Source organism: Paraflavitalea soli (assembly GCF_003555545.1).
In the GTDB taxonomy this organism is placed as follows: domain Bacteria; phylum Bacteroidota; class Bacteroidia; order Chitinophagales; family Chitinophagaceae; genus Paraflavitalea; species Paraflavitalea soli.
Map to the genome: position 1 here is coordinate 511,702 of NZ_CP032157.1, position 21,225 is coordinate 532,926.

At 44.6% G+C, this 21,225-nt stretch carries 10 protein-coding genes and 1 tRNA gene; 3 read left to right on the plus strand and 8 right to left on the minus strand.

Translation table 11 applies throughout. The features are described 5' to 3' along the window. Nucleotides 1-48: 48 nt before the first annotated feature. Nucleotides 49-378 (minus strand): four-helix bundle copper-binding protein, encoded by a 330-nt coding sequence (locus D3H65_RS01945; protein ID WP_119048643.1) that lies wholly within the window; start codon nt 376-378, stop codon nt 49-51. Nucleotides 379-630: 252 nt separating this feature from the next. Here D3H65_RS01945 and D3H65_RS01950 point away from each other — a divergent pair, with 252 nt between their 5' ends. Next, the gene (locus D3H65_RS01950; protein ID WP_119048644.1) at nt 631-2,412 is read left to right on the plus strand and encodes a UvrD-helicase domain-containing protein; all 1,782 of its coding nucleotides are present in this window, start codon (nt 631-633) and stop codon (nt 2,410-2,412) included. Between the two features lie 750 nt (nt 2,413-3,162). Next, nucleotides 3,163-3,236 (plus strand) — tRNA-Arg (locus tag D3H65_RS01960). Nucleotides 3,237-3,271: 35 nt separating this feature from the next. On the opposite strand, the gene D3H65_RS01965 is transcribed toward D3H65_RS01960, so the two are convergent. Next, nucleotides 3,272-6,691 carry an ATP-binding protein gene (locus D3H65_RS01965; RefSeq protein WP_119048646.1) on the minus strand — a complete coding sequence of 1,140 codons (3,420 nt, stop codon included), beginning with the start codon at nt 6,689-6,691 and terminating at the stop codon, nt 3,272-3,274. 191 nt (nt 6,692-6,882) lie between these two features. Further along, a complete protein-coding gene (locus D3H65_RS01970; RefSeq protein WP_211345601.1) occupies nt 6,883-8,196 on the minus strand; it encodes an ATP-binding protein in 1,314 nt (437 codons plus the stop codon). A 347-nt stretch (nt 8,197-8,543) separates the two neighbouring features. Between D3H65_RS01970 and D3H65_RS01975 the strand changes: the two genes are divergently transcribed. Then, nucleotides 8,544-11,585 carry a sensor histidine kinase gene (locus D3H65_RS01975; protein WP_162915357.1) on the plus strand — a complete coding sequence of 1,014 codons (3,042 nt, stop codon included), beginning with the start codon at nt 8,544-8,546 and terminating at the stop codon, nt 11,583-11,585. Nucleotides 11,586-11,612: 27 nt separating this feature from the next. Here D3H65_RS01975 and D3H65_RS01980 read toward each other — a convergent pair whose 3' ends face one another. The 5 genes from D3H65_RS01980 to D3H65_RS02000 are packed head-to-tail and all read right to left on the minus strand — an operon-like array spanning nt 11,613 to nt 21,201. Further along, nucleotides 11,613-13,073 carry a Gfo/Idh/MocA family protein gene (locus tag D3H65_RS01980; RefSeq protein ID WP_394341590.1) on the minus strand — a complete coding sequence of 487 codons (1,461 nt, stop codon included), beginning with the start codon at nt 13,071-13,073 and terminating at the stop codon, nt 11,613-11,615. A gap of 21 nt (nt 13,074-13,094) precedes the next feature. After that, nucleotides 13,095-16,223 (minus strand): glycosyl hydrolase family 28-related protein, encoded by a 3,129-nt coding sequence (locus D3H65_RS01985; RefSeq protein ID WP_119048648.1) that lies wholly within the window; start codon nt 16,221-16,223, stop codon nt 13,095-13,097. Beyond that, nucleotides 16,220-19,432: a beta-L-arabinofuranosidase domain-containing protein gene (locus tag D3H65_RS01990; protein ID WP_119048649.1), complete on the minus strand. Its 3,213-nt coding sequence runs from the start codon at nt 19,430-19,432 to the stop codon at nt 16,220-16,222. Before D3H65_RS01990 ends, D3H65_RS01985 begins: the two co-directional genes overlap by 4 nt. A gap of 26 nt (nt 19,433-19,458) precedes the next feature. Then, nucleotides 19,459-20,613 (minus strand): FecR family protein, encoded by a 1,155-nt coding sequence (locus D3H65_RS01995; protein ID WP_119048650.1) that lies wholly within the window; start codon nt 20,611-20,613, stop codon nt 19,459-19,461. A gap of 51 nt (nt 20,614-20,664) precedes the next feature. Further along, on the minus strand, nt 20,665-21,201 hold the full coding sequence (locus D3H65_RS02000) for a sigma-70 family RNA polymerase sigma factor (RefSeq protein WP_119048651.1): 537 nt from the start codon (nt 21,199-21,201) through the stop codon (nt 20,665-20,667). Between the last annotated feature and the right edge of the window lie 24 nt (nt 21,202-21,225).

The following is a 21,225-nucleotide window of genomic DNA, read 5'->3' on the forward strand; positions in this document are numbered from 1 at the left end:
TCAAGGGAAACAAACAGCCGGAATGTGGGTCCCGGCTGTTTGTGATCATTAGCTCATGGCCATGCACTGTTCGGCGCATTCGTGGCAGGCTTTGGCACATTCGGCGCAATGCTCCATATGTTTGTGTTTTTCACATTCAGTGGCGCAGGCATTGCAGATATCGGCGCAGATGCGGCACATCTCTTCCGCTTTGCTGCTGCCCAGGCTCATGAGCTGGGCGGCGCTGTAGCAGATGGCGGCGCACTCCATGTCGAGCTGGATACATTTAGTCATCATCTTCACGTCTTTTTCCTGCAGGCAGGAAGAAGCACAATGATTGCAGATGGCGGCACAACGCAGGCAAGCGTCTATGCATTGTTGAAATTCATGATAGCCCATAGTCTTTACATTTTAATGTTGATGAAATGACGGCGGGCATAGAAGTTAATAAGGCATGGTGCAAAAAAATGGTGCCAGGCTTACCTTGAATGGGGCAGGGTTCTGATAAGTGGTAATGTAGTTTGATCTGTAATAATGGATTGAGCTTCATGGGGTTGTTGAGCAGAACAAAATTTCGCAACAACCTGTTGCGAAATTGAGGTGGATAGTTAACCCGCATAAAGATGTTATTATTCAATAAATTGCCGCCTTATGCAATTGACGAGTGAACAGAAGGCTATTGTTGGATCGACGGGGGATATCAGGATCAATGCGGTGGCGGGATCGGGTAAGACTACTACCATTATGGAGTATGCCCGGGCGCGGCTGGATAGCCGCATTCTGTACCTGGCATTCAACAAAGCGGTGAAACTGGAAGCGGCGCGCAAATTTGCTGCGCCGGGACTGGAACATGTGAAAGTAGAAACGGCGCACTCACTGGCTTACAAGCATATTGTATTCCGGCATCAATACAAAGTGCGGGCACAGGGGTATAAGACGGCAGAGGTGGTGGCATTGCTGGGACTGCCGGGAAGCGGAGAGCGACATGCAGAACATATACTGGCCAATCATATCAATAAATTTGTATCGTACTTCTGCAACAGCGACAAAAAGCGGGTGCAGGACCTGAATTACCTGGACATTGTAACGGATAAGGCTGCCAAAGCATTTGTGACCAGTTTCTACGACCTTATCGAACAACAAACACGCTTGTTCCTCGCAAAAATGGATAAGGGGGAGATTGAAGTGATCCACGACTTCTACCTGAAAAAGTTCCAGTTATCGGGCCCCCGGCTTCCTTATGACTATATTTTGTTTGATGAGGGGCAGGATGCTTCCGCTGCGATGCTCGATGTATTCTTCCAGCAATCAGCCACCAAGGTGATCGTGGGAGATACGCATCAACAGATCTATAGCTGGCGATTTGCTGTCAACTCATTGGAGAAAGCTGATTTCAAGACTTACCAGTTATCAACCAGTTTCCGGTTTGGACAGGATATTGCGGATCTGGCCATGCGGGTACTGGACTTCAAAAAGTACATCGACCTGGATGTGCCGGTGTCCATCAAAGGAAAGGGAACAGGGAAGACGGTGCAATCGAAAGCGGTGATCGCCCGTACGAACCTGGGGCTGTTGCTGACGGCTATTGATTATGTAACAGAAGGAAAACTGAAACGTATTTACTTCGAAGGGAATATCAATTCTTATACGTATGCTGATGAGGGCGCTTCGCTGTATGATGTGCTCAACCTTTACAATGACAAACGGTCGTTGATACGGGATAGTCTTATCAATAGCATGAAGGATATGAAGGACCTGGAGGAGTACATTGAAAAAACGGAGGACAAGCAATTGTCGATGATGGTGGAGGTGGTGAAGGAATATGGTAGCCAGATCCCAGCCATTCTCAAGTCTATCCGCGATAAGCACGTAAAGGACGAAGACAAGAGCAAGGCCGATATGATCTTTTCTACGGTGCACCGTTGTAAGGGGATCGAATATGATGAGGTGCAACTGGCGGATGATTTTATGACGGAAGAAAGGTTGAAGAAGACCGCAGCGGAAAAGAAGAAAGAAGACATTAATGCTTCAAAACTCAATGAAGAGATCAACCTGTTGTATGTAGCGGTAACGCGCGCCAAAAGGCATATTTTTGTACCGGATGCCATGATGCCGGAAGGGTTTCCTTTTTCGGCACAGGTGAGGGCGCTGCTCTTTCAAAAGGAGGCAAAACCACCCGTGGCTGCTTCGGTGCCGAAAGGCAAGCAGGCACCTGGAAAAGTGTCCAGGACAGCCTTGGCCAAACATAACTTATCTTATGAAACGGTGCGGGACGATTACCAGCAGGTTTATAGCTCCTGGACGAGTGAGCTGGATGATGAGTTGACCATTATGCATGGTGATGAGGTAAGTCTTTCGGCCATGGCTGATCATTTTGGCTGTACGAAGGGGGCGGTGAGGGCCCGGTTGAAGAAACTGGGGCTGGAGTTGTGAACAATAATAATGGTCCTTATGGCTATATTCCTCTCTATATCAATCTCTTGTAAAGTGTCTCTGAGCACATTCCCGCGTCCAGCCTGCATTTGAGGCAGTTTCTCTTACTATTGGCTAACTATTACCTAACTTCTTTTTTGCTATTGATTAGCATCTGGCGGCCTTGACCCTGGGCTCGACCCTTCTTCAACTGCGGTAGACCCGGGGAGAAAGCTGTCTGCCGGCGGGAGAGGGTTGACAGGTTCGCTCTTCCTGCTTTCCCAAGCGAAATCTCCGTTGGCAGTGACAGACTGATAGAGCAAATCTACAGCGGTTCCTACTCCCGTATTTCAAATTTGGGTCGGGCTTGTAGGAAACCTGGGACGAATGACGAATGTCCTGGGACGAACAGTCTTTTCTCCTCCAAAATGCCTGGCCAATAGGGACGGAGCGAGGAAACCCCTGGGACGAACGATATATGTCCTGGGACGAATTACACATTTTTCATCCTTTCTTCTCTTTGCTTCCCCGGATCCTCCTCAATGCCTCCTCTTTGGCTCCTCGGGGCCCGGGGAAGCAAAGAGGACCCAAAGAGGAGAATGTTCGAATCTATTGAGGTACCATTGAGGAGAAAGATGGTTTTTGGGGACAAAGAATGCCTCTAAATAATTGTTATTCTGATAAATGTGGAAATTTTATTGAATTCTGTTTGGGAGCAATGCATAATATCTTTATTTTTGCAGCCCATTTACACAATGTAGATGTTCTCAAGGCCCCGTAGCTCAATTGAATAGAGCATTTGACTACGGATCAAAAGGTTTCTGGTTTGAATCCAGACGGGGTCACGAAAGAAGGTCATCGAAAGGTGGCCTTTTTTTTGTTACTTAGCTGGATCATTAGATCTCTGACAGTTTTGCAGATACAACTTTAACCCATTCACCTCTTCCTGTATCAGTTCGGCAAGATCTGTTTTGGCCAGAAGTTGCCAGAATTTTCTGCCCTTGATCCATGACACTGGTATGTTATAATAATCTATAAATTTCATCTCCATATACTTCAATAGACTAGCACATCGCTTATCATTAACTTCATTTTTGAAATAAGCAGACTCATACGGGAAGTTTTTAAGTATATGTTCTGACAACCGGACGTTACAATATGTAAACAGATCGCTTGTTTTCTGATTGTCATTAAATACAAACGAGCATTTCATTTTCCCTCTGAATATTCTACAGGTAAAGAATGTATTAAAATAATGGAAGTATTGCTTTATCAATATTTCGCTATCAGGGCTGTCTACAGCTTGTACAAATCGACTAATAGTTGGATAAGTAAAATATTTATGAAAGTCTGCCTTATCAATAGAGGACAGATAAGGGATGACAGATGGGAAATCCCTGATACCATCTGGCTTGAACGAGGATAGATATTGGTTAATTTTAGCCTTAGAAGATTTAAACTGTTCAGCAACGAAAAGACTTATCATGTCCTTCAACAAAAAACAGTACCAATTATTATTTTCAACCAGTACACCATATATAACCATCTTCTCCAAAAGGCTTCTTTCGCAGGCATGAAGTCTGGTAAATTCACCGAACTGCCTTGCATTGAAGTACGACCAGTTTTTTGCTTCCGAAATAACAGAAAATTGTTTTATGGCCTCCTTTTCGGGAACAGAAAATTCATGAAGGGCTGCCTCTATAAATCCAATAATGAATTGTTCTTTTTGTTCAGGAATGTCTAATTTCAATTTCAGGCAATAGGTTACGAGAGAATTTAATTGGTAATAAAACTTCGATAATTTGTATAAATACTTTCTGGACGCAAAAAGCGCTTCAAGTTGAATACGCTGTTCAGGAAAATTCATTTCAATCCACTCATGTATTTTCTGTCGATTAAGCCTTACCAATTCAGCCACCGGCAGGAAATCATTCATTCTTTTTGCTATGACAACGTTATCGTATTGCGACACACCATTACGCCTGGGAGAAGGGGGCAGTAATTTTTCTTTTTCCATCTTCCTTGGGCTTAAACCAGCAGTTTTTATCCAGGCATTCCATTTTCGATCTATAAGCGTAAGGTTATACTTTTTGTATACATCTAATATGATATAATCAAACAGATCATTCAATGCATAATACGAAAATGTATACTCCATTTGTTCCCAAAAACCTTTATGAGCAGTAATATCGTTGTAAATTACATGCTCCAGTCTTTCAATAAGGTCCTTACGATTCTCTACAATATACCGGTCAAATTCCTTTTTATATATTTTCCTAAGTTCATAAAAATTCAAGAAGTGGCTTGTGCTTCTTATTTCATAAAAAAAAGAATCAAAGACTTCCTTAAGCGGCGTCTTTATTTCTTTATAAATAAGACAAATAAGACCGGGAATTTCAGCAAATTCATCATCATGAAGGTAAATATGTTTATCTTCTTCCCAAATTGCAAACTGCTTCACTTGCTTCAATGCAAATTGCTTAATTTTCCAGTTTCTATGCAACCCGATATCAAAACATTCGATTAGTTTTTTTAATCTGGCAACCCGGTTATCCTTATTATTTTTCCTATCAAAGGTCACCTCCCCATTGTCCCATATTTTTTTCCTGATCCGAATTTCTGTCAACTGATCAAACTGAGTGGTAATTTTTTCTATAAACAACTCCTGCAGCCTATAATTTAGTAAAATCTTTTCTCCTTGCGAAGGAGTCTCTGTGAAGTCGATTTCCAGACGATCTTGTTCACGGGTAGTAAAGGCATAAAATAGCTGGTTGCTATTAATGGCTCCCTTTATCAGGTACTCAATATTATGATCATACGAACGAAGATAATGCAACAAAAAATCCTTTATTAGCGTGTTTGAAAAGGAATAGGCCATTTCGCCCGTCTTGGTATCTATTTCTACATTAATAAAAGTGTCATTTAATTCTGAAACGGCTTTTACAAACACATCAGCCTCAAAGCCCGGAGCCGAAATCTGACGAAATCTACTGACCGACCTGAATGTATCCAGCAATGAATGGTGTAAGGCAGGATCGTTTGAAATAAAGAGACAAAGCAGGAATAATTGACTACCGGCAGACAATTCCAGAAAATTTGACTCCCAATAAGAATTAGGCGAACAAATAAAATTATACAGTGCGTATCCCCAGTCATAGTCACTTTCAATATCCTTATGTTTTGTTCTGATAAACTCGGCAATAAGTTTGGGATTATAACCCGGAGAATCTATAATTGAAATCGCATTTCTTTTTAAAGATTCATATGCAATTAAAGATAGCGGTGTTCTGTTTACGTTTTTAAGCAGGATATCAAATTTCTCTACTGGAGAAAAGTCAGATAGTTTTATAACAGATTTAAAACCATCCAACGTATTCAGGCGTGGTGTAAACTTCTTTTGCTGCTGATAAATATATTCACGGGTAGTCATAACCAATAGATGGCCTCCGTCAATTATATCATCAACAAATCTTACAAAATAGCTAATATCATTTATTCCGGACTGTTGCCAGATATTACTTCCAAGAAAGTCATCAAGAAAAAAAATACTTCTTTTTGATCTGTCAGGAATATACAATGGGGGATTAATTCCCTGATGGCAATACACTGACTGAACCTTCTTATGATGAAGAAAGTAATTGCACAATGCCCTCGCCAGTGTTGTTTTGCCAATTCCAGGATCGCCAGTGATAATTAACACATTTCTTTGCTCCAGAATATCAATCCCTTCCTGATAATAAGCAGTTGGTACAAAATAGCTTTGAACATCAGCTATGGACTCAATTTCTTTCCCAGTACTATTCCATTTCACCTCTCCCATTGCTTTGCTAACCGCTTCCACTAATAGTTGTTGTAAAATGTGTACACTTGATATCCAAAGCTTATTATAACGCAATAAAATTTCTCTATGCTCTTCCAGAAGCCTGCAAAGATCAATCTGATCAATAATATCTGTCTCTGTTTTTATAAACGGATGGAAAACTTCCACAATTTCCTTACGCAATGCAAACGACAAGGGTAAGGAAACAATTAGGATGTATCTTGAAGGATTGAGATCAATTACTTTCTGAACTTCTTTTTTCAAACTTTTTCTTAATGCCTGAATATCTTGATACCGCTTTGCCTGCCCGATTATTTTACCGTCATCTAACTTAAAATCCACGCCCTTGTCGGGACCGCCTTCTTGGGTAATCACAGTAAGTGAAGTTTTGCTAGTTGCATTTATACTCGCAGTGATGACATCAGCCACAAGGTGCTCAAACTCCAAAGGGGACAATATGTTGAAATCATATATTTGCATACCTTAATTAAGCTCCAACATAATCGGTTTAAATTATGTAATCTTAATTGATTTTATTCATCGGCCCAATTATAACCCCAGTGTGTGTACCATTGTCTTTAAAGACTACGTCTTGCATTACCCAATTCCCATAGAATGTTGCTCCAATGATCAATTATTTTTTCTTATCTGGTTTTCAAATGCTTTATTCATCAAAGCCCAAGCAGCTTCTCAGTATAATCAACCATAAATAATGGAATGTTGATTAATTCATCATCTTTTTTTAAGTTTTTTAATGAATACCGGATACGGACAGGCGGTTGATAAAGGTCGTTATAAACGGTAAGACTTTTACTTCGGATGCTTTCGTCGGATTTTACTTCTATTGGAATGATTTCATTCTTTACCTGAATTATGAAATCTACTTCTGCCTGGTTTCCCGATGTCCAGTAACGGGGTGTGCCCTCGAAACTCGCGATAAGATGTTGTAAAATATAATTTTCACTTAATGCACCTTTAAACTCTGTAAATAGCCGGTTTCCCTCCCTTATTGCTACCGGATCCAAAAATGAAAGCCTACGTAACAATCCCACATCGATTAAATAAAGCTTGAATGCCGAAAGATCATCATAGGCCGAAAGTGGCAAACCGGGCTTTGATATCCGGAAAATTCGGTGTATTAATCCTGCATGTGAAAGCCAGAGCAATGCATCTTCGTATTCACGGGCACGAGCACCGTTTTTTACAGACTGATATAGAAATTTTTTATTATCCCTCGCTAACTGAGAGGGAATTGAAGACCAAAGATGATTGATTTTAGGAATATCTTTATTTTCTGCATGCTTTGAAAAATCAAGGGCATAAGCATTGATAATATTTTGCAGCACCTGCTGCGTTTTTGCTGTGTCTTGTTTTTCTAATAATGCGACTATAGCTTCCGGCATCCCTCCGCAAATAAAAAACATTTTTAATTTGTCAACCAACGGATGAAAGAAAATATCAGGAAGTGGTTCAATTTGATTAACGCTTTCTAAAAAGGAAAATAAGTGTGGATCCGCCGCGGACAAAAACTCTGAAAAACAGACTGGATTTAGCTGCAGAAAATCAACTTTTCCTACCGGAAAAGAGTTACCCCGTGACATCGTCACTCCTAACAACGAACCAGCGCAGGCGACGGCAAATTCAGGAGCATTTTCACAAAAGTACTTTAGCGCATTCAGTGCATCATTGCATTCCTGGATTTCATCAAATATAACAAGCGTTTTTTGAGGTAGTATGGCTTGCCCATGAACCAAAGACAAGTTTTGTATGATACGTGGTACATCCTTTGTGTTTTCAAAGAACTGTTTTAGGTCTGGCTGTTCTTCGAAATTAAAATAGGCTACCGTATCAAATTCAGATGCACCAAAATGCTTCAATAACCAGGTTTTGCCGACTTGCCTGGCACCTTGCAATATAAGTGGTTTTCTATCCGGGGCCTGTTTCCAGGCAGATAATCTTCTTTGTATTGATCTTTTTATTTCCATTTTTCACTGTTATGTGCTTTTTATGTGCTAAAAATCACATAAATGGCACATAATTATGATAAAGATAAGAATTCTGATACCTTTTAATGAAGTAATAAGTAGTTAAGTTTTACTGAAACGCCTGTACTGTAGTCAATCCTAGAAGTCATTCTATTGAAATAGAAGTAGATGGTCCCGGTGAACTCTATAACTTATTAAAAGTCAGAGTTTAATCTTGAATAGCTGGCTAAGTTCCTCCCTTAATTGGTTTGAAGTAATTCCAATCCGGTTCACAAAAGCCTTTCAGCGATTGCTGAAGGGCTTTTTTGTTTGGGGTAATGGAGCTTATCAAAAACTTATATTTGATAATGCCTTTCAAGCAAATCCTTAAGCTGATTGTCTTTTTATTAACCGGGCTTTATAGCTATGGGCAACCTTCTTCGTTACTTTTTAGTCATCTCAATGTGAATAATGGCCTTTCTCAAGGGGTAAATAATTGCATCTATAAAGACTCGCGAGGATATGTATGGATAAGTTCATTTGATGGGCTCAACCGCTTTGATGGGCTTGCCTGTACAGTTTACCGGGAAAACCTGCAGGATACCCTGGCGATACAAGGCACACTTTTTCTCAACATATTGGAAGATAAAAAAGGGAATTTATGGATAGGTAGCAATAAAGGCCTGAACTTTTACGATCGTATCCATGATCGTTTTCTTAACTACCTGTTACCCGGCAGAAAATCTGACGAACAAATATGCTCTCCATTCTATATTGATGATAAAAACAGGGTTTGGCTCCAGGCGGGCTCGGATATCTTTCGTTTTGATCCGGGCAATCAACAATACCAGTTACTGCATCATTTTGCCATTCCGGGAAATCTTTTCATAAAAACCATTCCTGCAGAACAATTCCACCAGCTAGAACAATTATATACGATTGTCAATAACTCACCTGAAGTATACAAAGGGAACATTAACCAAAATAGCATACAATGGACGCCATTGATTGGTTTATTGCCGGTATCAGATCTGCATTTCAATACATTGCTTCCTGCTCCGGCCGGATTATGGATTGGCAGCAATGCAGGGGTCTTATTTTATGATCAGGGACGCATTCAATTCCGGCTTGATCGTTTTGGAAATGAAGAAGCCAGGGATGTGACCACCTTATTATTGGATAAGAATAGCATGCTGTGGTTTGGCACCAGGAGGCAAGGTCTTTTTGTAGCGGATACACAACAAAAAATAATAAGGAACCATTATATTTCTTCTGCCCTTAACGCTTATTCAATTTCGGGTAATCAGTTACAATATTTATACACTGATCAGGAAAATCATCTTTGGGCATCTGTGTGGGGCAAGGGAGTAGATTATGTGAGCCTGGATAAATTTCGTTTTCATCATCATCTTACCAACGAAGATGCGGTTGAATATGGGATAGATAATTTTATACGAAGCATTATTGAAACAGATGATCACCAGTTTTGGTGCGGCACTCAATCAGACGGCATACTGATACTTGATAAGGAGAAAAAACCAACCGGTAAAATAAAGACTGGTCTTCCTCCCGCTATTGAGCATTTATACAAAGACAAAAAAGGAAATGTATGGGCCGCTACTTTCTCGGGCTTGTTTGTCATTAATCCTGTGACGAAAAAAAATATAAAAGTTGCAGGTGCTGATCCCAATTATCTTCCGGCAAGCCATCAATTTAATTTTATCACGCAGTTGGCAGATGGTCAAATGCTTGCCTCTTCAAACGCCGGCCTTTTTCTTGTCGACCAAGAACGGGGGCATTTTTCCACCATTCCCGTAAAAGGAGTTCCTGGAAACGATGTTTACCTTACCAGTTTTTGTGATAATACAGGGAATATTTACATATCCAGGGCGTTTAAAGGTTTTATAACAGGAACGCTTCAGGGAGACTCCTTTACGATAAAAAAAGATTTCCCTTACAAGGCCACTATAAAATGTTTTACTGAGACAAATGACGGCCATGTATGGATCGGCAGCACGATTGGCCTGATGAAATTTAATAAGTTGTCTTGTAGTGTCGATAAGATCTATACCACCAACGATGGGTTAAGTAATCAATACATCTATGGTGTTTTGCCGGATAATGAGGCGCTTTGGGTAAGTACAAATGCGGGTATCAACCGGTTGCAGTTATCCAATAACAGTATTAAAAGTTTCGATGCCGGCGATGGTTTGCAAAGTAATGAATTCAACACTTACTCATTTTGCCGGGCCACTGATGGAGAGTTGTTGTTTGGCGGTGTAAATGGATTGAATTCTTTTTCCCCATCTGCCATTCATAAATACCCTTATTCACCGCAGCTTCAATTGTCTGCGCTGCAAATAAATGATGCAGTGCCTGCACCCGGGCTTAATACCAGTGAATTAAAAACGGTATCACTAAGGCCGGATCAGAACACCTTAAGCTTTCAATTTACTGTATTGGATTTTGCCAAGCCCGGTGCTAATAAATTATTTTATACACTTCAGGGATATGACAAAAACTGGATAGCAGCCAGTAATAAATCGTTGATCCGGTATGCCAACCTTCCCCCGGGCAACTATACATTGCTTGCAAAAGCCATTAATTCGGAAAAAGTAGAGGGCGTTGATATTTATAAGCTGCCAGTTATCGTACTGCCGCCTTTCTGGAAAACCTGGTGGTTTACTTTGCTGCTTATTCTGACAATGATACTGTTGCTGTATTTTTTTATAAGATCCTACCTGGAAAGGCAATTGCAAAAGCAACGCGCCATGATGGAGAAAGAATTGGCCATTGAGCAGGAAAGAACCAGGATGGCTTGTGAACTGCACGATGGACTGGGCAGCATGCTCAGCGGAATTAAATATTCTTTTTCAGCTATGAAAAACCAATTGGATCTGAACGAAAGCCAGCAAGTGATGTTCCACTCCAATATTGATAAATTAAATGAATCCATAATCGAGTTGCGTAATATAACGCATAGTATGGCTTCTGATAGCTTATTAAAATATGGTCTTGATAATTCGCTTCGTGATTACTGCAACAACATGAGCCAGCCGGGGGAATTGGATATTTCTTTTAAAGCGCTGCATACAGAAAAGGTGAAGTTAAGCGAAGAACAATCTTTCCATATTTTCAGGATTATGCAGGAACTGTTACAAAACATTGTAAAACATGCCGGTGCAGCTCATGCAATTGTGCAGATCAGTTACCATGACAGGAAACTCTATATTGCCGTGGAAGACGATGGAAACGGGTTTGACATGAATAGTACGGTACGTAAAGATGGGATGGGGCTGAAGAATATAGAAAGCCGGATAAAAATTTTAAAAGGCAGAATGGATTACCAGACAGCCCCATCCAAAGGAACTTCGGTGCTTATTGAAATACCCTGTAAAGAAAACAGGTAGGAGTATTTTAGTAGCGCGATCTGCGGATCAACCGGGGTTCAGCTCCCAGCCACTGCGGTATTGCCTTTTCACAAATTGGTTAACGGCATCAAAATTAGTTACTTTCATATTTTCATTATCCCATAGGTACTTGATATATCTCCCCGGGAAACCGGCTTTACCATCTGCTTTGTTCACCTGTAAGTTATATCCACGTATGGCCAGGTTGGCGATCAGCAGGGCCTCTGTCAAGGGGCCTGCGGTCTCAAAAGGAGCGCTAAGTTCCTTTTTGCCATAACCTGCAATAGCGGCTTCCACCCATTGCGCATAATGGCCCTGGGCTCCATTGGGAACGCGTTCAAGGGTTTGCTTTACCTTTACTTCCTGGTTGCGGCTGAGCGGAAGCAGGCGCGGATCTGCGCTGTAGGTTCCGGCCATCATCTTTCCTTTCGTGCCAATGAAAAGTGTTCCATTCCTGCCATCACCAAACAGTTCATCAGGTCCTAATTCATCCGGGCGTGTAGGTTGAATACCGCCGTCCATCCAATGCATCACTACATCGCCTTTTGTTTTTGTGGTCTTCGGAAAGGTCAGCGTTACATGACTGGATGGGGGACAGCTTTCGGGGAAGAAGCCTTCTTTCATGGCATCTACATATACAGTGCCCACAGTAGCTTGTACATCTTTGGCATGGGTAAGGCCCAGTACCCTGAAGGGCGCTTCCATCAGGTGACAACCCATATCGCCCAATGCGCCGGTGCCATAATCCCACCAGCCACGCCAGTTAAAGGGCACCAGCTTTTCTATATAGTCCTTGGCCGGAGCCGTACCGAGCCAAAGATCCCAATTCAGTTCTTTCGGTATGGGGGCTTTTGTACTGGGCCAGGGAATACCTTGCGGCCACACAGGGCGGTTGGTCCAGCAGTAAACAGTATGCACATCGCCGATCACACCGGCATCAAACCATTCTTTCAACTGACGTGTACCATCGTTGGAGGCACCCTGGTTGCCCATCTGGGTAACCACTTTGTATCTTTTGGCAGCCTGGGTCAATATCCTTGCTTCATAAATATCGTGGGTCAATGGCTTTTGTACATATACATGCTTGTTCAATTGCATGGCTGCCAGGGTGGCCACTGCGTGGGTATGATCGGGTGTCGATATAGATACGGCATCAAAATTCTTGTGTTCTTTCTCATACATTTCCCGCCAGTCTTTATAGTATTTGGCTTTGGGAAAAGCCTTCACTGTTGTTGCTGCGCGGGCATCGTCCACATCACAAAGAAATGGGATCTCAGCTTTGCCACTTTTATAGAACATGGCAATGTCGGATTCTCCTTTACCACCAACGCCTACACTGGCAATCAGCAATTTGTCGCTGGGCGCAATATATCCTTTGCCGCCCAGTACATGGCGGGGAACGATCCAGAAGCCGGCAGCGGCGAGGGATGTCTGTTTAATGAAGTTTCTACGGCTGTTGACTGGTTTATTGTTTTTATGCATGGTCATAAACGATGATGGTTTACTGAATTATTTTGAAGCGGTCCTACTGTTCAGCAGGTTCCTGAAATAAGCTACACTCTCTATAATATCGGGCACATTGTTGAACCAGTTGTATTCGTATTCAACAGAGATCATTCCTTTGAACCTTTGCCTTTTCAATTCGTTGATGATGCTGCTAATGCCGGATACGCCCGTTCCCCAAATTACATCATGGGCTTTTTTGTTATTTTTCTCATTGAGGTCTTTCAGGTGTAATTGTAACACGCGGCCATCCAGTTTTTTAAGACAGTCCAGGGGATCTAACCCGGAACGCACCCAATGGCCGATATCTGCACAGGCGCCTATGCGTTTGCTCTGACCTTTCAGTACGGCCAGCAGCGTATCGGGGTGCCAGTAGGGGGATGGTTCTGCATGGTTGTGGATAGCCATGTTGATCTTATACTCATCACACAGTTTGGACAGGAAAGGGATGAACTGCCTGCGGGGTTCGGCGGTAAAGGTCTGTATGCCCATGGATTTGCCAAATTCGAATAGTTGACGCCAGTCTGCTTCGTTGTCGCATTTTACAACGCCAAATGCTTTCAGTGTGACGCCTGCTTCTTTTAGCCTTTGTAAAACCTGTACTCTTTTAGCCGCCTCCATTTTATAATCGATATTGCCTTCCAGTCCGCCGCCCAACGGCTGACCGGGGTAGGCTTCCACGTATTTCAGGTTACAACTGTCTACTTTACGGATGGCATCGAAGAAGGGAAATTTATTGAAAGTATAAGTTTGCGCTCCGAGAAACCAGCCCAATGTTTCTTCCGGGTAACTTTCAGCAGTAGCCCTATAGCTTTGTTCGTCCATGACCAGGTAGGTAGAACGTTGTAATCCCGGATTGATCTCTACTGCTTTTTCGATATCACTGTAATGGTTGTTGTGGATGAGCACATTGGATGTGCTGTTGCCCGCGCCGCCGATCTGGATGGCTGTATGGGCAGTGGTAATGTTGTTGTTCTCGATGATCACATCTGCAATGGCGCCCGGTTCTACGCCCGGTGAGGTGCGAATGTAGCTAAAATCATATAACTTATTTCTTCTGACGAGCGTGCCGATGTTCATGCCTGAGCCGCCATTGCCGATGAGGGTGATGCTTTGGTTGCCGGAGTGCCGGTCGCCGGTGCCGAACCAATGTGAATAATTGCCTTCCCGCAGTTCACAATCTACAATGTCCACATACCAGTTAGGCTGTTTGCCGTGGTACAAAAATGAGCCCCGGCTTACAATACCGCTGCAACGGGTCATTTTTAATCCGGCCAGCACAGCACCCTGGGCTGAACCATATAATTGATAAGCACCGCCATCGAATATTTCGTTGTTAACGTAGTATAAGTTCTTACGTACGGTGGTAATGCTGATGATGGAGCTGGTGTCGGGATCAACGAGGAAAGGAAGATCAACCGTTATGCTGTCCAGGGTATGGCGCAATATCCTGCGGTACTGGCCTGCGCCCTTCCCGCTGAGGATGAAAAGGCCGCCGCCGACCCATTTATTGGCTGACCACTGGTAAGTTGCAGCGTTGGGGGGCAAAGCCAGTGTGTTGTTCCTGATGCCGCTGATCTTACCGGCGTAGGCGCCGCTGCCTCCATCGAGGGTCATTACTTCGCGGTCATTGGTATAATCGTAAGGGGTAATATTCCGCGCTTCGTATAGGTCACGGCTTTCATCAATAGTAGCAGCATAACCAAAGCCATCACCCTGTCTGTAGCAATCTTCAAAGATCAATCCTTTGGGGTGTATGGCCATATAGGGTTGGTTCACGCCGGTAGTGACCTTTTGAAATTTGGTATGTTGTATAAATCCACTGACGGCAGCGAAGGTGTACATTCCGGTAGAATTGAAATCGCAGTTGCGTACTTTGATGTTCTGCCCACGCAGGATGATACCGGTCTTGTTCCATTTGCTGTTCAGCTCCAGTTCTACGGAATCCCTGTTGGCTTTTAGTGCATATAGCTGTCCCCCCATTTGCGGTGTCTGCCGGATCACGAGGTTCTCCAATGTTACATTCCCCATTTCGTTGACGGGGCCTGTGGTCTGTATCAGTCCCCAGGCCCTGGTGGCCCAGATGTTCAGGTCTTTGATCGCAAAATCGTGGGTGCCGCTGATCAGGTTGGCGGGCAGTTCACCCATATCCCAGTTGAGGGCGCTCCATACGAGTTGTGTCTGTTCCTGCGACTGACCTTTGAGCAATGTATGGGGAGAAAGGATAAGTTCCCCGGTCAATATATAACGTCCGCGTGGCACATACACGGTGCCGCCGCCATGTTTTTCTGCTGCATCCAGGGCTGCCCGAAAGGCGGCGGTCTCATTATTGATGCCATCTCCTTTAGCGCCATATTGCTGAACGTTGAAAGTGTCTTTTGCATATTTGTTGGGAGAACGTGCAGTTACATCAATTAACAAAGGTTCGCTCCACGCAGTCTTACCTCCGTAGCCATTGTGGTAATACAAGTGGTATTTACCTGGCTGGACATTGGCAGGAATGTTCACGCTCACGGAATAATCGTCGAATGCTTTGGTGATCCTGGTTCTGACCACCTGTGTGTTGTTATCGCCTATCAATACCACCTGCGCATCGGCACTGTTGCGCAGGAGGTTTTTACCCTGCACACGCAGGTAATCGCCCGGTATGGCCTTTAGTCCTTCTTCGCTAATGACCCAGTTGACGATGGGTACATTGATATAGAAACTGGTCTTGTTGTTCTGTTTGTCTGTCAGTTGTACACTGTATACACCCGGCAGCCAATCGGACGGGATGATAAACTTTACAGACTGTGCATTCTGCAATAACCTGTCGACCGTTACGGGATTGCTGGTAATAGGCTTTGATCTTTTATCGGTCCCGTTCAGGTCGAGTGGCTGGTCTTCATGTGGTAATGGAATATAGCCGGGTGTTGCATTCCGAACATTGTCATCGGGCAGGCGGCTCACTTCTATTTTACTTATCTGGTCGAGGTATTCACCACGTACCAGCACGGCTTCGCCGGGCAGGGTGCGTGCGGTGGTGACATGGAATACCTGGGGTGAAACATCGGGAGCATGGTTGGCCTGCTGTGCAAATGTGGGTGGGCCAGTGAGGATGAGCAAGGCCACCCGTATTATTTGATAGGTGTTCATAGTCCGTATTTTTTCAGGTAAGCGGGCAATGGCACATTATAATAATCCTGCAGGAAATTGTCTGCTTCGCCATTGATGGGGTCATCTATTTTCAGCACTTCGAGGTTGTCGATCTTCATGGCGGCATCTGTAAATTTAATAGATACATTGCCAAAAGTGAGGGGAGAAAGGGTATCATTTCCTTCTATGATCAGTTTGTTGTCGTAGTATATTTCATAGCGGGTGTCGAGCAAGCGGACTTTCAGGTTGTGAAACCGGCCATTGAAATAATTGGGCAGCTGAACGTTCCTGTAGAACAACTGTCCTCCTGCGCCATACTTCTCAAAAGCTAATTTATTACCTCCCCGCAGGGTTACTGCATAATACCTGGCCATATTGTTGTAGATGGCGATCTCCTGGTTCCGTAGCCGTATGGTAAAGTCGCTGGTGGCCATGCTGGCGCTGTCGAAAGCCAGGTCGAGGCTGACCTCATAGTCTGCCCATTTTTTATTACCGAAGCTGAATTGTCCATCACCCGTCTTGCGCCAGTACCGTTCGGGCTTTTTGCCATAGGGTAGTTGTGCGAACCTGATGCCTTTCCACACGGGGTTGGTGGGCGTTTCCGGAAGATTGGATAAACTGCCATCATTGAAATTATCGCGTAAGATGGTGCCGGGCTTTACGGGCATGGCATCGGTGTAAGACTGTTCTGCGGGTGTGTAGTTTTCCTGGTAGTGAAAGGTCCAGTCGCGGAAGGACGAGCGGGTATATTCGTTTACCAGGGTTCCGGAACAGGCATACAGACCGGTCAGCATGGAGGCGCCTGTTTCTGCCATGGCGGTTGCGCCTTTCACCCAGTCGCCCTTCGTGTTTTTATAGTAAGCAGTATAGAAATCACCCTGGCGCAATAACTTCAGTTCAACGGGAAAGGAACAGGTAGCCATGTGCACATAAGCAGTAGGCTCATTGTCTCTCCGGCGGTAAAACAAATAAACATCACCGGTAGCGCTGGTTTCCAGGTGTACATTGGCGGCGCCCAGCTCTTTATTGGCACGCATCATAATACCTGCGGAACCGGCGGATACGCTGTCCACTTTAACTGTTACTGTCAACCGGGAACAATCATCATAAGGAAAGGGTTGCTCTTTCCAGGCAAAGCTATAGGCGTCGGATTGAAAGAAGCCATGACGGGTGTTCTGTGTAGTGATCCGCATGGTGTTGCCAGTATAAGTAAAAGTGCCACCGGCATTGGCACCAAAGTTTTCCTTTTGCCATACGATGGCTGTATCTGTTGATGGCTGCTGCTGTTGCAGTATAGGGAATACGGTTAATCGAAGGCGGGTGCTGCCATAGGGAACGAGGGTAAGGGTTGTGTCTTTGACGGAGGATGCAGGCGCTCCTGCTGCTGGTAGCGGCGGCGTGTAGCGACCTTCTTCCAGTTTCCAGGTGCCGAGCATGTGTGCCTGCACCTGTATTTTCATTGGTACGAAGGATGGATCGAACGGATAACCTTTCGTCTTCTTTTTAATCAACCGCAGGTCTTTCTGTACGGTGTTCAAGGCATAGTTCCAGTTGCCGGCCGGTTGTATATCAAGGGCCGGAAAGGCGGGATCTGTCGATCTTTTATTGCCCAGGTTGGGATAAGCCGCTTTATCAATGGTTACTTTTTCGGGTACGGGGTAAGTGAACAACAGCGGTCCCGCTTCCACAAATGCCCCATTTTCCTGCCAGTGTTGCAGGGCAGCTTTCATGGGCAGGTGCACTGTTATCTTGTCGCCGTTGGTAAAGTTTCGTGTAAGGGTAACAAAGGGGCCGGGTGTGAGCGGGCCGGTATACGTTTTATTATTAATGGTCAGGGCAGGATTAGCGCACCAGCCGGGAATACGAAAGCTGAAGTTGATCTTTTCACTGCTACGCATATTGAATACAAAACTGATCTCTTCACCGAAGGGGTAGTCTGTTGATTCCGTAACTGTGCAATTGGTGTTGTACCGGTAAGTAGAAGGGCCGTACAAGGCGGCTACAATACCGCCCCTGTTATCTTTCATCCACATACGGGCTGCGTAGTTGGGCATGAAGCGGTGTACATTGCCTGCACAGCATTCTGTTTCATGGCAGGGCCAGTAGGCCATCCAGGTGGAGCCATGGGCAAAGCGGTTGTGGTTGGAATTGCCGGTGGCAATTACCTGATTTACGCTGGAGAAGTATTGCAGGTTCTTAAAGTCTTTCGACACGGCGCCGGGGCCTGCATTGAAGACGGCCCTTTCAATACGGTCGGCCCAGGATGCGTCACCGGTGGTCATCAGGAAGTAACCCAATGTCCAGGTGTAATCGGTGATATCGCAGGTCTCATGGCTTTGCAAAGGATCTTTGCCTGCGAGGAATTCATTGGAGCTGGGTACGCCGTCCGGCAGCAGGTGATCGCGGTGCAACTTCTGCATAGCGCGCAAGGCCAGGTCCAGGTATTCTTTTTTGCCGCTGCAGGCATAGAGTATGACAGGCAGCTTGGCCATTTCCATATAGGTGACGCCGTGCAGGGAATCTTTATCGTTGCCGAGTATTCTTTGTTTATTCAGTTCAAAGCCGCCCAGTGCCCAGGCTTTTTCTGCCAGTTCCAGCAATGCAGGGTCGCCGGTTTGATGGTAGGTCCAGAGCGCACCTTCTATGTTTACAATGTTCCTTTTGAAGTTGCCTAATTCTTCGGGTGTGTAACTAAGGTAATGTTTGTGCAAGGCATCGATGATCTTTTCATTTCCTGTGACCAGGTACTCTGCCTGCAACACCCTGAAGTAAACGGCTACGGGCCACTGGCTGGTGAATGTGGTAGGACCCAGGCGGCCATTGGGCTGCACATGGCTTAATGTGTAAGCGATGCCGGCCCGTGCTTTACGGATCATTTTATCATCGTTCAGTAAATAGCCGAGCCGCAATAATCCATCGGAGTAATAAGCGGTTTGTTCATAGCGCCACCAGTTGGCGCCATGCTGTTCATCCTCCCGCCGGATATCGCCAGCCCAGAGGACGGTGTTGTAGGGATAGGACATGACTTCCGGATGTCCTGTCAGGCCTGTTCTTTGCCTTTGCAGGAACTCTTGTAGCCAGCCTCGTGGTGAAACCGCATTGATCGCCGTTTCTGTAAAGCGGCCTGCATTTTTTGCGGTACGGGATCCCTGTTGTGCTGTTGCCTGCAGGCAATGCAGTGACAGGATGAAAAACAATAGCCTGTTCATCACCTCTTAGTTTATGTAGGATAATCTTACTTTAAATAAATAGTGCCTTTTTCGTCGATGCGTGACTGTATGCCTGAGGAAATAGCAATATTAGTCAGGAAAACCTGTATGGGTTTGTGCTTATTAATTGCGCCGGAGAAAGTCTGGTTCAGGGTGGCCTGGTCTTCTATCACTACTTTCACATCATACCAACGGGCTATGATGGCGCTGATATCACTGAGCTTTGTGTTGTTAAAATAGCTGATGCCCTGCATCCAGGACAGTACATTCGTTGCCTCAAAAGGGCTTGTGGAAAAAGCAGTGTTGGAGTATATGGCCTGGCGGCCAGGCATTAATTTCAGGGAATCGCTGCCTGCGGTAGTCAGCACAGAACCTTCCACCAGGGACGTAATGGTCTTGTTGGTTTCATAGGTATTGATGTTGAAGGAGGTGCCCAACACCTTTACATCGGTTTTACCGGCATGTACAATAAAAGGCCTGGCCGCATTTTTAGCTACTTCAAAATATCCTTCGCCTTCGAGGTACACTTCGCGGGTGTTGCCATAAAAAGCATAGGGGAACCGCAGTGAGGAGGATGCATTTAGCCAAACCTTGCTGCCATCGGGCAATAATAACTGGTAGTCCAGTTTTGCGGGTACCTGTAAACTGGCCCAGCGGATATCCTTGTCGTTGCCGGTGGCATAGGAGAGCTGTTTATTGCCCAATGAGAGTTTGATGCCTTTTGCATTCACTTTTTTGCCAGTTTCCGACAGGTTTACGACTGATCCATCTGCCAGTTTTAGTTCGGGCGACTTTGATGCGGGCGACAGGGAAGGTATAGCGGCAGCCTGCTGCCCGGGTTGTTTGTTGGTGGAGCGGGATGAAAGATAAAATATGCCAGCGATGCTGATACATAATACTACGGCTGCGGCCTGTAATAGCCTTAGCCGGATAAGGCGGGCGTTACCGCCTTTTCGTGGCTGCAACCTTGCTTTCACCTTTTTCCAGTCCTCGTCTTCGTTTATCTGTGCAAGAAAGGTATTATGGGGAGGATCAAATTCGTTTTGTATTTCCTGCCACAGGGCTGCTATTTCGCTGTCATTCCTGATCGCATCATCCACCAGTTCGTTATCTGCCTCACTGATCGTTCCCCCTATCTTCTCGAATAATAAATGCCTGATATGTTCTCTGTTTATCTCCATTGGTGTGACTTCTATCAAATAAGACAGTTTTTGGTACGAGTTGGGTGAATATTACAGGTCACGCAATTTCTCCCGCAGCGTTTTTAATGAAAGTTTGAGGTGTGTTTTTACCGAATTGATTGTAATGCCCATTTCTTCTGCAGCTTCCTGGTATTTCTTATCCTCGAGGTATACCAGGCTAACCGCTTTTAAACGTTGCGCCGGCAGTTCGTTGAGCAGGGTATTTACTTTGCGGGAGGTTTCGTTGATCTCCAGGACATTGTCGTTGATCTTGTCCTGTAGCGTACGGGCGTAGGCGTTAAACCTGTTTGCTTTGGTCTTTTTCTTTTCAATGAGGTTGAGACACTTATTGTGAATGGCCTTGTGGAGATATGATTTTACTGATGTGTTCAGGTTTTTGTACAGCTTTTTGTCCCACATTTCAATAAAGAGTAACTGCACCTGGTCCTGGGCCTCCATTTCTTCTTTGAGCAGGAAGTAGGCTTCGGCCACCAGGGGCTTGTAATAGATCCTGAACAATTGTTCAAAGGCTTCTATATCGCCTTTCCTGAGTTGTTCCAGGAAAAGTGTGTCGGCGTCTTTAATCATGAGAAAAATGGTCAAGCATCGTTT